The 13,077-nt window shown below is 71.7% G+C and carries 16 protein-coding genes; 11 read left to right on the top strand and 5 right to left on the bottom strand.

The window, feature by feature from the left end:
• Positions 1 to 29 precede the first annotated feature (29 nt).
• Positions 30 to 743, bottom strand: coding sequence for a response regulator transcription factor (locus HNP84_RS42165; RefSeq protein ID WP_185055692.1), 714 nt, complete (start codon positions 741 to 743; stop codon positions 30 to 32).
• Between the two features lie 207 nt (positions 744 to 950).
• Here HNP84_RS42165 and HNP84_RS42160 point away from each other — a divergent pair, with 207 nt between their 5' ends.
• The 9 genes from HNP84_RS42160 (at position 951) to HNP84_RS42125 (ending at position 5,747) form a co-directional block, all read left to right on the top strand.
• Positions 951 to 1,202 (top strand): MoaD/ThiS family protein, encoded by a 252-nt coding sequence (locus HNP84_RS42160; RefSeq protein ID WP_185055691.1) that lies wholly within the window; start codon positions 951 to 953, stop codon positions 1,200 to 1,202.
• 142 nt (positions 1,203 to 1,344) lie between these two features.
• On the top strand, positions 1,345 to 2,031 hold the full coding sequence (locus HNP84_RS42155) for an LmeA family phospholipid-binding protein (RefSeq protein ID WP_185055690.1): 687 nt from the start codon (positions 1,345 to 1,347) through the stop codon (positions 2,029 to 2,031).
• A complete protein-coding gene (locus HNP84_RS42150) occupies positions 2,012 to 2,575 on the top strand; it encodes a sigma-70 family RNA polymerase sigma factor (RefSeq protein ID WP_221337419.1) in 564 nt (187 codons plus the stop codon). The genes HNP84_RS42155 and HNP84_RS42150 overlap by 20 nt, the downstream gene beginning before the upstream one ends.
• The gene (locus HNP84_RS42145; RefSeq protein WP_185055688.1) at positions 2,572 to 3,480 is read left to right on the top strand and encodes a zf-HC2 domain-containing protein; all 909 of its coding nucleotides are present in this window, start codon (positions 2,572 to 2,574) and stop codon (positions 3,478 to 3,480) included. Before HNP84_RS42150 ends, HNP84_RS42145 begins: the two co-directional genes overlap by 4 nt.
• Before the next feature lie 49 nt (positions 3,481 to 3,529).
• Complete coding sequence (locus HNP84_RS42140) at positions 3,530 to 3,970, top strand: TlpA family protein disulfide reductase (protein ID WP_376772036.1); 441 nt, start codon at positions 3,530 to 3,532, stop codon at positions 3,968 to 3,970.
• A gap of 37 nt (positions 3,971 to 4,007) precedes the next feature.
• On the top strand, positions 4,008 to 4,127 hold the full coding sequence (locus tag HNP84_RS56940) for a putative leader peptide (protein WP_376772035.1): 120 nt from the start codon (positions 4,008 to 4,010) through the stop codon (positions 4,125 to 4,127).
• A gap of 58 nt (positions 4,128 to 4,185) precedes the next feature.
• On the top strand, positions 4,186 to 4,587 hold the full coding sequence (locus tag HNP84_RS42135) for a DUF4395 domain-containing protein (protein ID WP_185055687.1): 402 nt from the start codon (positions 4,186 to 4,188) through the stop codon (positions 4,585 to 4,587).
• A 12-nt stretch (positions 4,588 to 4,599) separates the two neighbouring features.
• On the top strand, positions 4,600 to 5,439 hold the full coding sequence (locus HNP84_RS42130) for a sulfurtransferase (protein WP_185055686.1): 840 nt from the start codon (positions 4,600 to 4,602) through the stop codon (positions 5,437 to 5,439).
• Positions 5,439 to 5,747: a DUF1416 domain-containing protein gene (locus HNP84_RS42125; protein WP_185055685.1), complete on the top strand. Its 309-nt coding sequence runs from the start codon at positions 5,439 to 5,441 to the stop codon at positions 5,745 to 5,747. The genes HNP84_RS42130 and HNP84_RS42125 overlap by 1 nt, the downstream gene beginning before the upstream one ends.
• Before the next feature lie 46 nt (positions 5,748 to 5,793).
• Here the strand turns inward: HNP84_RS42125 and HNP84_RS42120 are convergent, their stop codons facing one another.
• Positions 5,794 to 6,756, bottom strand: coding sequence for a GlxA family transcriptional regulator (locus HNP84_RS42120; RefSeq protein WP_185055684.1), 963 nt, complete (start codon positions 6,754 to 6,756; stop codon positions 5,794 to 5,796).
• A gap of 74 nt (positions 6,757 to 6,830) precedes the next feature.
• Between HNP84_RS42120 and HNP84_RS42115 the strand changes: the two genes are divergently transcribed.
• A complete protein-coding gene (locus HNP84_RS42115) occupies positions 6,831 to 8,159 on the top strand; it encodes a hypothetical protein (RefSeq protein ID WP_185055683.1) in 1,329 nt (442 codons plus the stop codon).
• On the opposite strand, the gene HNP84_RS42110 is transcribed toward HNP84_RS42115, so the two are convergent.
• The 3 genes from HNP84_RS42110 to HNP84_RS42100 form a co-directional block, all read right to left on the bottom strand.
• Complete coding sequence (locus tag HNP84_RS42110; protein ID WP_185055682.1) at positions 8,149 to 8,937, bottom strand: hypothetical protein; 789 nt, start codon at positions 8,935 to 8,937, stop codon at positions 8,149 to 8,151. The genes HNP84_RS42115 and HNP84_RS42110 overlap by 11 nt on opposite strands.
• Before the next feature lie 524 nt (positions 8,938 to 9,461).
• Positions 9,462 to 10,124: a hypothetical protein gene (locus tag HNP84_RS42105; RefSeq protein WP_185055681.1), complete on the bottom strand. Its 663-nt coding sequence runs from the start codon at positions 10,122 to 10,124 to the stop codon at positions 9,462 to 9,464.
• Positions 10,121 to 10,786 (bottom strand): hypothetical protein, encoded by a 666-nt coding sequence (locus HNP84_RS42100; RefSeq protein WP_185055680.1) that lies wholly within the window; start codon positions 10,784 to 10,786, stop codon positions 10,121 to 10,123. The genes HNP84_RS42105 and HNP84_RS42100 overlap by 4 nt, the downstream gene beginning before the upstream one ends.
• Before the next feature lie 238 nt (positions 10,787 to 11,024).
• Here HNP84_RS42100 and HNP84_RS42095 point away from each other — a divergent pair, with 238 nt between their 5' ends.
• Positions 11,025 to 12,965 carry a hypothetical protein gene (locus HNP84_RS42095; RefSeq protein WP_312926913.1) on the top strand — a complete coding sequence of 647 codons (1,941 nt, stop codon included), beginning with the start codon at positions 11,025 to 11,027 and terminating at the stop codon, positions 12,963 to 12,965.
• Positions 12,966 to 13,077: the final 112 nt, after the last annotated feature.

The following is a 13,077-nucleotide window of genomic DNA, read 5'->3' as shown; positions in this document are numbered from 1 at the left end:
GTGGCTCGCCTTGTCGGTGGCGCGCCTGGTCAGTGGTGTGCGGGCTCGCGCTCGTCGGTGTTCTGGTCGCCGCGGTCGGGCACGAAGCGGTAGCCCACGTTGCGGACGGTGCCGATCAGCGACTCGTACTCCGCGCCGAGCTTGGCGCGCAGCCGGCGGACGTGCACATCGACGGTCCTGGTGCCGCCGAAGTAGTCGTAGCCCCAGACCTCCTGCAGCAACTGGGCGCGGGTGAAGACCCGGCCGGGGTGCTGCGCGAGGTACTTCAGCAGCTCGAACTCCTTGAACGTCAGGTCCAGCGCGCGGCCGCGCAGGCGGGCGGTGTAGGTCGCCTCGTCGATGGACAGGTCTCCGCTGCGGATCTCGTCGGGCACCTCCTCCGTCGCCGCCAGCGACAGCCTGCCCATGGCCATCCTCAGCCGTGCCTCCACCTCGGCCGGCCCGGCGCTGTCGAGGATGACGTCGTCGGCCCCCCATTCGGCCGTCATCGCCGCCAGGCCGCCCTCGGTGACGATCACCATGAGCGGGCAGTCGATGCCCGTCGTCCGCAGCAGCCGGCACAGGCCCTTGGCCTGGACCAGCTCACGCCGTGCGTCGACCAGCACGGCGTCCGCCGGCGGGGCGTCGATCAGCGCGGACGCCTCCGCAGGTGCGACCCGCACCGAGTGCAGCAGCAGTCCGAGCGCTGGGAGCACCTCGGCGGACGGCTCCAGGGCGTTGGTGAGCAGGAGCAGGTTGCTCACTAGGCTCCGCCTCCTTCCCGCGTCTTGACGGCGGTAGCCGTACAAACACGTAAGGACCCGGGGGCTACATCGCCCAGGTCCCGTAGTAAGTGAGGATAGCCGACGTGTGTTGCGCGTCCAGGGCGGGTCCGCCGGGTGAACAGCGCCTCACATGTTAAGAAGTGCGCACAACTGGCGGATGATGGTGTGAGGAAGGACGGATACCCCATGGGACGAGGAAAGATTCGGTACTGGGCGGCGGCGAAGGACGCGGCGGGTGTCGCGGAGGAGCCCTTCGATGCCGCCAACCTGCACGATTTAATGACGAAAGTCACACTAAATCGCGATGAACTCGCACGTGTTGTCGCACGATCGTCATTTCTCGTCAACGGCGATCCGGTCGGCAAACGACCGCACGAGAGCGTCGCCCTCCCCGACGGCGCCACCGTCGAGGTGCTGCCGCCTTTCGCCGGCGGATGATCCTTTTTCGCGGCGGCCGGTTAGCCGTGTGGCGCAGGGGAAGTGATGATCGCGCCGGAGATGCGGCGTTCGCCGGCGGCGGGGCCGTGGCGTCCGTAGGGTCGGGTGGGAAGCCCGGCGGGCCGAGGAGCGAGGGAGTGCCATGCGCAAGCTGGTCGTGTTTCTGGTCCTGGTGGTCATCCTGCTCGCCGTGCTCGACCGGGTGGCCGTCTCCGGGGCCCAGCGCGAGATCGCCCGCCAGCTCGCCGCCCAATACGACCTGTCCACCCCGCCCGCGGTCACCATCGAGGGCATCCCCTTCCTCACCCAGGCCGTGGCCGGCCGCTACCAGGAGATCGCGGTGGACCTCGGCTCGCTGACCCGCGAGGGCGTGCGCCTGTCCGACGTGGACGCCACCCTGTACGGCGTGACCGCGTCGCTCGCCGACCTGATCCAGAACCCCGCCGCCGCCGACATCAGGGCCGACCGCGTCACCGGGTCCGTCGTGATTCCGATGGAGACCATCCGCGACCGGGCGCCCGACGGGGTGGAGATCTCCGGCGACGGCGGCGAGACCCTCAAGGTGCGCAGCGAGATCACCGTGCGCGGGGTGCCGGTCCCGGTCCAGGCGGACGTGAAGGTCGAGGTCGTGGACGGCGCGATCCGGCTGTCGCCCGCGCGGGTCACGGTGGCCGGCGGCATCCCGGTGCCCGCCAACGCGAGCCGGACGCTGACGTACACGATCCCGGTCGAGAACCTGCCGCTGGACCTGAAGGTGACCGCGGTCGAGAGCGTTCCCGACGGCCTGCGGGTGACGGGCGAGGCGCGAGATGTCCCGCTCAGGCAGTGAACCGGAGGCGCGCGGCGTACGTGATGGGGATGTGAGCCCAGCCGGAACCACCGACGAACAGCTCATCAGGGCCCTTTTCGACGATCACGGAGGGCCCCTCTACGGATACGTGCTGCGACTGACCGGAGACCCGGGGCGAGCGGAGGATGTGGTGCAGGAGACGCTGCTGCGGGCGTGGCGGCATCCCGACGCGCTCGCCGGCCGGCCCGTACGCGCGTGGCTGTTCACGGTCGCGCGCAACCTCGTCGTCGATCAGCACCGGGCGCGCAGGTCGCGCCCCCCGGAGACGGGTGACGAGGCGCTGGCGGTGCTGCCGGCGGACGACGAGCTGGAGCGGGCGGTGGAGTCCTGGGCGGTCGCCGACGCGCTCGCCGCGCTGCGACCGGAGCATCGCGACGTGCTGATGGAGGTCTACTACCGGGGGAGATCGGTGAAGGAGGCGGCGCAGGCGCTCGGCATCCCGGCCGGGACCGTCAAGTCCCGCACGTACTACGCGCTGCGGGCGCTGAAACTGGCGCTGGAGGAGCGGGGGCTGGCGCCATGAGCGGCGACTGCGAGGAGACGCGCATGTCCCTCGGCGTCCACGCGCTCGGCGCGCTGGAGCCGGAGGAGGCCGTGGTCGTGGAGGCGCACCTCGCCGCGTGCGAGGCGTGCCGCGCGGAGTACGAGGAGCTGTCCGGGGTCCCGCCGTTCCTGGCGATGGTGTCCGAGCAGGACGTACGGCACGCGGCCAGCCCGCCGCACGCCGTACTGGATCGGCTGCTCAAGGCCAGGGCCGCGCGGCGGCGCCGGGCCCGGCTGGTGCTGGTGGCCGCGTCCGCGGCGGCGGCCGTCGTCATCGGCGGTGGTGTGGTCACGTCCGGGTTCGGGCTGCTCGGTGGCGGCGGCTCGGAGGGCACCACCGCCGCCGCCCCCGAGGCCGCCTCGGCGCAGGACGACGCGTCCGCCGCCGAGCTGAGGGAGGCCCCGTCCCCGGCCGCGAGCTCCGCCCCGGGGCCGCGCGATTCGTCCCCCGGCCGTGATGAGAACGGTGACGAGAACACGGTGTTCCAGGCCGAGAAGGACGACGGCCCCCAGCAGAGCGACGGCCCCCAGCAGAGCCCCGGGCAGGACGACAGCGCGGCCGACAGCGCCGCGGTGGCCCCCAACCTGGAGCTGAGCGGCGAGGACGGCGGGGTGCGCGCCGACCTGCGGGTGTTCGCCGTCGCGGGCGGCAGCGAGGTCGAGGTCGTCCTGTCCGGCGCGCCCGCGGGCACCAGGTGCAGCCTGGTCGCGGTCGGCGCCGACGGCACCAGGGACGCCGCGGCGAGCTGGCAGGTGCCCGAGGACGGGTACGCCGAGCCGGAGCCCTACCGCGGCAACACCAGCCTCGCGCCGGGGCAGATCGTCCGGTTCGAGGTGATGACGTCCGCCGGTGAGCGCCTGCTGACGATCCGGGTCCCGCGTTGAGGGCACGGCGGGGGAAGAACCGGCCGCCCGCGCTGGTTGCTGTTCAGCGATGACCGGAATGGCAGGTTGGTGGGCGCTCGCCGGCGCCCTGCTTCTCGGAACCCTGGTCGGCGTGGTACGGCTGCGCCGCGACGGCAGACTGCGGGAGTCACAGGAGGCGGGCATGCCGGGCGAGCCGATGGGCGGGTTGACGGGCGAGCTGAAGGACCGGCTGGGCGAGCGGGCCACGCTGGTGCAGTTCTCCACCGCCTTCTGCCAGCCCTGCCGCGCCACCCGGCGCGTCCTCGCCGAGGTCGCGGCCATGGTGCCCGGTGTCGCGCACGTCGAGATCGACGCCGAGTCGCGGCTCGACCTGGTACGCGAGCTGAACGTCGTGCGCACCCCGACCGTCTTCGTCCTGGACGCCTCCGGCGCGATCGTGAAACGGGCCTCCGGCACGCCGCGCAAGGCCGACGTGATCGCCGCACTCGGCGCGGCGATCGAGGGGTGATCACCTCTTGCGGACCGTCTCAAAAACCGGACGGGATGTGACAGACGGCGAGACGGGGGGTAATGTCATTACCGTGAATCCCACGACAGAGCTGCTCACCAAGCGGCGAGCGGTCGACTTCTGCCGCGTCGCCACCGCGCTCTGTCGCATTTCCTGAGGGCGATCTCGCGCGGCCCTCGCGCCGCATATTCGACACCCTTCAGGAGCATCCCGCGATGCAGATCGATCCCCGTTTCACGCGGTTCGCCGCGTCCATCACGACCGTGGTGCTCGCCGTCGTCCTGGTGACCGGCAGCGTCTGGCTGCTGGCCGCGCAGGCCGTGGTGTTCGCGCTCGGCCTCGCCGGGGTCTCGCCGTACAAGCCGTTGTTCCGGGCGCTCGTCACGAGCCCGCCCGGCGAGCTTGAGGATCCCGCCCCGCCGCGCTTCGCGCAGGGGGTGGGCCTGGTCTTCGCCATCGTGGGGCTGGTCGGGTTTATCGCGCAGATCACGCCGCTCGCGCTCGCCGCGACGGCCGCCGCCCTGTTCGCCGCCTTTCTCAACGCGGCCTTCGGCTTCTGCCTGGGCTGCGAGATGTACCTGATCATTCGCCGTATATTGCCCGCCGCTATCCGATAACCGGAGGATTCCATGAGCCGTTCCGCCGCACTGGTGGACGCAGACTGGGTCGAGGCCAACCTGGACACCCCGGGCGTGGTGCTCGTCGAGGTCGACGAGGACACCAGCGCCTACGACAAGGGCCACATCCGTGGCGCCGTGAAGATCGACTGGAAGAAGGACCTGCAGGACCCGGTTCGCCGCGACTTCGTGGACAAGGCCGGTTTCGAGGCCCTGCTTTCGGAGCGCGGCATCGCCAACGACGACACGGTCGTGCTCTACGGTGGCAACAACAACTGGTTCGCGGCCTACGCCTACTGGTACTTCAAGCTGTACGGCCACCAGAACGTGAAGCTGCTCGACGGCGGCCGCAAGAAGTGGGAGCTCGACTCCCGCGAGCTGGTCACCGAGGTCCCGCAGCGCCCCGCGACCACCTACGTCGCGCAGGAGCAGGACCACTCGATCCGCGCCTTCCGCGACGACGTCGTGGCCGCGATCGGCAAGCTCAACCTGGTCGACGTGCGCTCGCCCGACGAGTTCACCGGCAAGCTGCTCGCCCCGGCCCACCTGCCGCAGGAGCAGGCGCAGCGCGGCGGCCACGTGCCCACCGCGCGCAACATCCCGTGGTCCAAGGCCGCGAACGACGACGGCACCTTCAAGTCCGACGACGACCTGAAGAAGCTCTACAGCGAGGCCGGCGTCGACTTCGGCAAGGACACCATCGCCTACTGCCGCATCGGTGAGCGCTCCGCGCACACCTGGTTCGTGCTGCACGAGATCCTCGGGCAGCCCAACGTGAAGAACTACGACGGTTCCTGGACCGAGTACGGCTCGCTCGTGGGCGTGCCGATCGAGTTGGGGGAGGCCCGCTGATGACCACCGTTTCCAATGGGTGCGCCGCGCCCGAGCAGACCGTCGAGCTGCCCGCCGGGATCGACCTGTCCACGCAGGCCGTGATCCAGGGCGTCGTCACCGGCCCGACCGGCACCGCCTACGCGCGGCTGCTGGACGGCTCGGGTGAGTTCACCGGCGAGGTCGTGGTGTCCGACGAGGGCATCTTCCGCTTCTTCGCCGCGCCCGGCTCCTGGACCGTCCGCATCATCGCGGGCGGCGGGGTCACCAAGGACGTCCCCGTCGAGGCCAAGCTCGGCGAGGTCGCCCAGCTCCAGGTAGCCGTCTGATCGCTTACTGAAAGAAAAGGCCGGTGCTTCGGGTGCCGGCCTTTTCTCATACCTTCCTGAAGGTCCGCCGGTACGCCAGCGGCGACACCCCGACCACCGCCGACAGGTGCTGCCGCAACGAGGCGCCGGTGCCGAACCCGGCCTCGGCGGCGATCCGGTCCACCGGGAGGTCGGTCTCCTCCAGCAGGTGCCTGGCCAGCTCGACCCGTTGGCGGACCAGCCACTGGCCGGGGCTCATGCCGACCTCCTCCCGGAAGCGCCGGGTGAACGTACGCCGGCTCATCTGCGCGTGCGCGGCCAGGTCGGCGAGCTGCAGCGGCTCGCCCAGCCGCTCCAGGGCCCAGGCCCGGGTGGGCGCGGTGGAGGCCATGGACGGGCCGGGCACGGGCCGCTCGATGTACTGCGCCTGCCCGCCGTCCCGCCACGGCGGCACCACGCACGACCGCGCGACCCGGTTGGCCACCTCGCTGCCGAAGTCGCGGCGTACGAGGTGCAGGCACAGGTCCACCCCCGCGGCGACCCCGGCCGAGGTGAGCACGTCGCCGTCGTCCACGAACAGCACGTCCGGATCGACCTTGACATCGGGGAAGGTGCGCTGGAAGTGGGCGGTGTGCCACCAGTGCGTGGTCGCGGGCCGGCCGTCCAGCAGGCCCGCGGCGGCCAGGACGTACGAGGCGGTGCAGATCGACACCAGCCGCGCCCCCGGCTTCACCCGCGCCAGCGCCCCGGCGATCTCGGGCTGCAGCTCGCCCGGCCCCGGGAACTGGTACGCCCCCTGCGCCGGCGTCACGACCACGGTGTCGGCGTCGTCGATCGCGGACGCGTCGTGCTCCACCGCGATGGAGTATCCGGCGTTGGTCGGCACCGGCCGCCCGTCGGCCGTGCACACGGTCACCTCATACAGCCGTTTGCCGCTGGCGGCGTCGGTGGCGGCGTGGAAGATCCGGGTCGGGACGCCCAGCTCGAACGGATAGACCCCGGGCATGGCCAGCACGGCGACGCGATGCATGGCCCAATCCTTGCATATATCGCGATATAGGCCACAACCCGTGATCTTGTGCTCATATCGATACGATGCCCTGGATGTCTGGATCGTCTGGCCTGGCCGCCCCGCCCCGGCCTCCCGCCCCGGCACAGCGTGTCCCGTCGCCGTACGCCCTGCCGCTGTACACCCTGCGCCTGCTGGCCAGGTGCGGTGTCGCCCTGGTCGCCTGGTTCGCCGCCGGGCAGGTCGTCCGCTTCGCCCTGCTCTACCTCGGCACCGAGATCTCCCACGGCGACTACCGCCAGGCCCGCCTGGTGGCCACCATGCTCGTGTTCACCCTGGTGGTGGCCGCGAACCTGGTCGTCACCACCGGCATGCTGTACAGCATCCGCGGCGCCCTCGCCGAGATGCGCGCCCGCCGCGCCGAGAACGAGGGCGATGAACGCTTCCTGGTCGCCCTGGACCGCGTCGCCCCGGCCTTCGCCGTCATCTACCTGACCTGGGGGCTGCACGTCCAGGACGCGCGGGACTTCGTGGCCCTGGACCAACTGCACAACATCGACGCGGCGGTCACGTACGCCTTCGACGGCATCGAGTACGACATCGGCCGCGGCCTGTCGGACCTGAACTTCACCATCTCCCTGATCATCATGTTCGTGGCCTGGGTGGTCCGGATCATCTTCGAGCGGCGGTACGAGAGCGGCAACGGCCGGTTCTCCGGCGCCTTCGCCGCCTTCGCCGAGCTGTCGTTCGCGTTCTTCGGACTGACCGCCACCTTCGAGCTGATCGAGGAGCGCTCCGACTGGCTCGGGCACCGGTCGGTGGTCGCCGCGAGCGGCGAGATGATGACCCAGGCCGAGGAGAAGATCCCCGGCTGGTCGGCGTTCTGGGGCGGCCTCGGCGAGATCCGGCCGTACGTGATCGACGCGCTGGCGCTGCCGCTGATGTGGCTGGCGGTGGCCATCCTCGTCTACGGCGCCGATGTGAACGACACCCGCGCGGCCATCAGGGGCATGCGGCTCGACCGGGCGGAAGCCCGGTACGACCAGGCGCACAGCCTGACCCGAACCGCCGTCGCCAGGCTCACCATGAGCGTGCAGGAGCGCTGGATCCCGATCCTGCACGCGCTACGCCTGACCGTCCGGGGCGGAGCGCCGTTGTTCGGCATGTTCTGCCTGTCCTATGCGGGCATCCAGATCGGGATGGCCTACGCCGACCGCGCGCTCCGGCATCTCATCGGCTCGGATCGGCCGTACATCTGGCTGGTCTTCGACCACCCCGTGTCGCTGGCGATCCAGCTCGTCAGCACCCTGCTCACCATGTGCCTGCTCGGCGCCACCTTCGACATCGCCGCCACCCGGGCCCGGCTGCTGAACCCGCCCGCCCCGAACGAGGGGACGGAGGACCGCCCGGCGGTCAGCGCTTGAATCGCAGCACGTGGTCGGGGAACTCCCCGGTCGTCTTGCCGAGGTCCTCCACGGGCTGGTCGCGGCGGAAGATGCTCGGCCGCAGCCAGAGCTCGACCTCGTCGGCGACGTCCGCGGGCACCAGGCTGAGCACTGTGTACTGGTAGGGCGTGCCGATCTTGTTCTCCTCGGTGTAGAGCGGCAAGTTGTGGTCCACGATCATCGCCTTCCAGGTCCGTCCCTGCGCGTCCTGCATCTCGAAGGTCGGGTCGCCGCTGCGCAGCAGGCCCTCGTGGTCGAGCGCCACCCTGGTCGCGGTGATCTTGAGGTAGACCCGGTCCGGGCTCAACGGCTCGGGCGCCTCGCCCGGCTTGGCCCGCTCCACCTTCGCCTGCCACCTGACGTGCTTGACGGCCACCGACTGCCCCGGCTCCACGACGTGCACGATGTCGTCGCGATTCCCGCCCTCCTTGTAGACCAGGTAGCGGTCGAAGGCCGGCACGGCCAGCGCGAGCGCGAGGGCCACGACCGCGCCGATCACGAGCAGCACGGTTCTGCGCCTGCGCGGCGGCTCCTCCTGTGCGGTGTCCTCGGCCGCGCTCTGCTGAGGCTCGGCGGGCGCGGCCGGGCGCGGCAGCGGTCCCGCCGCCGGGATGGCCGGGAACGGCTGGGTCGAGCTCCCCTCGTCGTCGTCGGTACGCGGCGGAGGGAGCGGCCACACCAGCTCGTCCGGCCGTACGCCCCGCTGGCGCCCGGTCGGGATGCCCTCGGGGTACGCGGGCTGCGGCCTCCGCCACACGCCCGTGCTCTCGACCGGGGCCTGCTCCTGCGGCGCGGACGGACGCGTCCGCTGCTGCGCGCCCGGCGGCGGCCCTGGTGGCGGCCCTGGCGGTCCCGGCGGCGGCCCCGGCGGCACCGGAGGGTCCGGCCGCTGCGGATACGGCGCCGGCGGATGCGGCGGTTGCTGAGGCCGCTCCGGCATCGGCCACCCCTGCGGCGACCGCTGCTGAGGCGCGGGCTGTTGAGGCGCGGGCCGCCGAGGCGCCGGCCGTTGAGGTGCGGGCTGCTGAGGAGCGGGTGGCCGAGGCGCGGGCTGCTGAGGAGCGGGCCGCCGAGGGGCGCGGGCCGGCGGTGGCTGCGGAGCCGGAGCCGGCGGCGGGGGCGGCTGCGGAGCCCGGGGCGGGGGTGGCTGTTGCGGAGCCCGGGGCGCGCCGGAGGGCTGCTGCGGAGGGTAGGGCGCCGGCGGCTGCGGTTCCGGATGCGCCGGGGAGAAGAAGTCGTGGTCGTCACCGTGTCCCGGCGGCGGTGCCTGGCGGGGTCCGCTCATGACGAGCCCTTCTTCCCGAGTTGGCGTACGGGCTCGGCCTTGGCGACGAGATCCGCGGCGGCGGCCTCGTCGAGGCCCAGATCGACCTCGGCCTCCGGCGGGAACGCCTCCCCGACCAGGGCGCCGGTCGGCACGGTGATGACGATCCTGGCCCCCGCGATCACCTCGGGCGGCACCTCGAAGACGTACACCCCGGAGTTCCACCAGCCGGGCTGGATCCAGGTCTCCCGGAACGTGAGCTGCGCGGCCACCCGGTCGGTCGGCTCGTACACGGTGTCCTCGGCGGTCAGCAGCCGGGCGACCAGGTGGGTGGGCTGCTTCGGCACGGTGGCGCTGACCTGGACGATGAGGAAGATCCCCCTGGCCTCCGTGCGCTTGGGGTCGTCCTCCAGGATGACGTTCTCGATGGCCCGCGCGGCGCTCACCGACCGCACCCGTACCGAGAAGCGGTCCGCGGAGACCTCCTGGTTCATCTCGCCGGTGTACGTCAGCGGCGAACCCATCGCCTTCGCGTCGGGCACGTACTGCTGCACGACCACCGCGGCGGACGCGAGCACGATGCCGGCCACGGCGGACAGGATCTTGCCCGACCGTCCGGGGCGCGCGCGGCGGCCTCGCCGTGGCGGGGTCTCCCGGGAAGCGGGCGCGGTGACCGTCATGACCGCTCTCCCTGCTGCACCGGCAAGGTGACCCGCGCCGCCACCTCGGCGACGTCCTTCCCGTTGACCCGCTTGGTCGCCAGGGACCAGTCCTCGACCTTGGAGGGGAACCTGCCCATCAACTCGAAGGTGCCCATGTCGAGCACGATCCGATCGGGCACCTCGGTGGCCTCGTCCAGCTCGTACCGGACGACCACGGGCGTGGCGACCCCGGGATGGAGCTGGGTGCTGCGCAGCTCGTCACCGGTCAGCACGGCGCCGACCCCGCCCGCCTCGGTCCTGATGGGAGGCGTGGTGCGCAGGATCGAGCCGGCGAACAGCACGCTGGACGTCGTCTCCTTCCCCGGCTGCTGCGGCGACCCGACGTAGGTCGTCCGGTCGCCCAGGTTGGTGACCTTGAACTCCAGTTCCAGGTGGCGCTGGTCCTCCGCGAACTCGTTCGCCGCCGGGGTGAAGACGTAGCGCGCCGCGACGAACTGGGTGCGGAACTGCCCCTGGTCCAGGATCGCCCCCTCGCCGAGCTGCTCCGGGGGCGGGTCGGGCACCTGGTCGAGTCCCCCCAGCAGCGCGGTGATCCCCAGCCCCGACGCCAGGAGAACGGCGATCACCGGTATGAGCACCGGACGCTTTCTTCGGCTGCCGCCGCCTGAGGGAGACGTCATAGCTAGCGATGGTAGTAGGAGATCGTGTAGGCGTTTCGGGTTATGTCCGCCTCGCCGGAGAGGGTGATCAGCGCGTGGATGATCCCGTGCTGATGGGAGGGGAGGCGTGCACCGGGGGCGGTGGGGCGGGAGGTGCGGCTGCGGTCGTCCGGATTGCGCGGAGCGGGTGTCATCGGGGGTGGGGGGTTATTACGCTGTCACGGAAGCGGCGATGATGGCCGGAGGTTCCGTGGCGGACGTGCGTCCCGAGCATGCGCAGCTCCAGGCGGACCGTATTTACCTGGGCTGGCAATATGTCCTGCTTCATCCGGATCCGGGGCCGCCGCCGAAGCGGCCGTCGCCGGGCGAGACGCCGGTCGAGGGCGTCGATCCGGAGTGGGTGCGCAGGGAGCGGATGCAGGAGGATCTGCTCAACCGGCCGGTGAAGATCTTCCGCACGTTCATGGCCGCGGTGGCGGTGCTGATCGCGGGCCTGGGCATCAGCGAGTTGCTGAGCTGGTCGTTCGCGGCCATGGGGCTGGTCGCCGCGGGCGGCGTGGCGCTCATCTGCACCTACGCCATCCACCAGGGCGACCGGGCCGTACGGTACCGGGTGCAGGAGCAGCAGGCGCGCATCGACCGGGCGCGCGAGGAGCGGGAGCGGGAGCTGTTCCGGGCGCAGGAGGAGCACGCCGAGCGCTACCGGGAGTGGCAGGAGAAGAAGGAGCGGTTCGAGCGGCAGGTCACCTGGTACGCCGTCGCCGTGCCGGACGAGATCGACCGGATCGACGTGGCCGGGGGCACGCTGGCGGGGTGGTCGGCGCTGGTCACGCTCATCGGGGCCACCCGGCTCTACAGCGGCGGGCACCTCACCGTGCTCGACCTGTCCGAGGGCGCCATCGCCAAGGACCTGATCGAGCTGGCCAGGCGCGGCGGCGACGACCCGCTGGTGTGGGTGTTACCCGTCGATCTGCCGCGGCTCGACCTGGGGGCCACGCTCAGCGCCGAGGCGTTCGCCGACGTGCTGGCGCACGTCGTCAGCGTGAGCGAGGAGACCCGGACCACCCGCGACCTGTCCTTCGACAACGCCATCCTGGAACGCGTGCTGGAGGTGCTGGGCGAGAACGCCACCATCAACCAGGTGACGGCGGCGTTACGGGCGCTGGCGCAGGTGGGCGACCCGCGCGACGACCTCAGGTACGGCCTGATCACGGCCACGCAGCTCGAACGCATCGGGACCCTGTTCGGGCGGGGCGTCAGCGACCGGGTGGTGATCGAGCGGGCCTGGGCGCTGGAGTCGCAGCTTCGCAAGCTGGAGACGCTGGGCAGCGAGGCCATGCGGCTGCCGCCCGCACGGCTGCGCGTGGTCAGCATGGACCGCCAGGCGGGGGTGTTCGGCAACCGGGTGCTCGGCACCTACGTCGCCACCGCGCTCACGCACATCCTGCGGCAGTCGCCGGCCTCCGAGCGGCCCTGGTACCACACGATCATCGTGGCGGGGGCCGACAAGCTGCGCGGCGACGTGCTCGACCGGCTGATGGACGCGTGCGAGACCTCCCGTACCGGGCTGGTGCTGACCTACCGGAGCCTCACCCCGTCCGTGCGCGAGCGGCTGGGGCGGGGGCACGCGGCGGTGGCGTTCATGCGGCTCGGCAACGCCGAGGACGCCCGGGTGGCCAGCGAGCACGTCGGCACCGAGCACCGGCTGGAGCTGGCGCAGCTCACCGAGACCATCAGCGCGGCGGTGGACGGGATCAACGGGGGCTACACCTCCACCGTCTCCCAGGCCGAGGACACCGGCGAACGCGGCGAGGAGCCCGCCCCCGACCTGACCCAGGACATCACCGAGTCCACCGAGTGGGGGCGGGCCGCCACCAAGGCGATGAGCGAGACCGAGCGGGTGCTCCAGCGCTCGCGGGAGTTCCTGGTCGAGCCGCACCAGTTGCAGCAGCTCCCCACCACATCGGTGATCGTGACCGACGCCACCGCGGGTGGGCGGCGGGTGCGGCTCGCCGACGCGAATCCGGCGATCCTCACCTTTCCCCGTACGACGCTGGGCGAGCTGGAGGACGTCAAGGACGCCGCCCTGCCGCCCCCGGCGCCGCCCGAGACCGAGACCCCGGCGGAGGTGGCGCTGGATTCGGTGCCGCCCAACCTGGGGCCGCCGCCCGCCCGGCTCGACTGGCGCAAGCGCCGGTGAAACGCCAACGCCCCCCGCGGCGCGGGCAATGAACGGGCAATGAAAAGGTCAATGAGGATGTGCGTCGCCGATCCGGCGCAGAACTGTAGGCAACTGAGGTGACCGGCTCCTG

The sequence above is a fragment of the Thermocatellispora tengchongensis genome (assembly GCF_014202315.1).
Classification (GTDB): domain Bacteria; phylum Actinomycetota; class Actinomycetes; order Streptosporangiales; family Streptosporangiaceae; genus Thermocatellispora; species Thermocatellispora tengchongensis.
The sequence above is the reverse complement of the archived record's forward strand: the minus strand, read 5'-3'. Positions and strand labels throughout refer to the sequence as shown.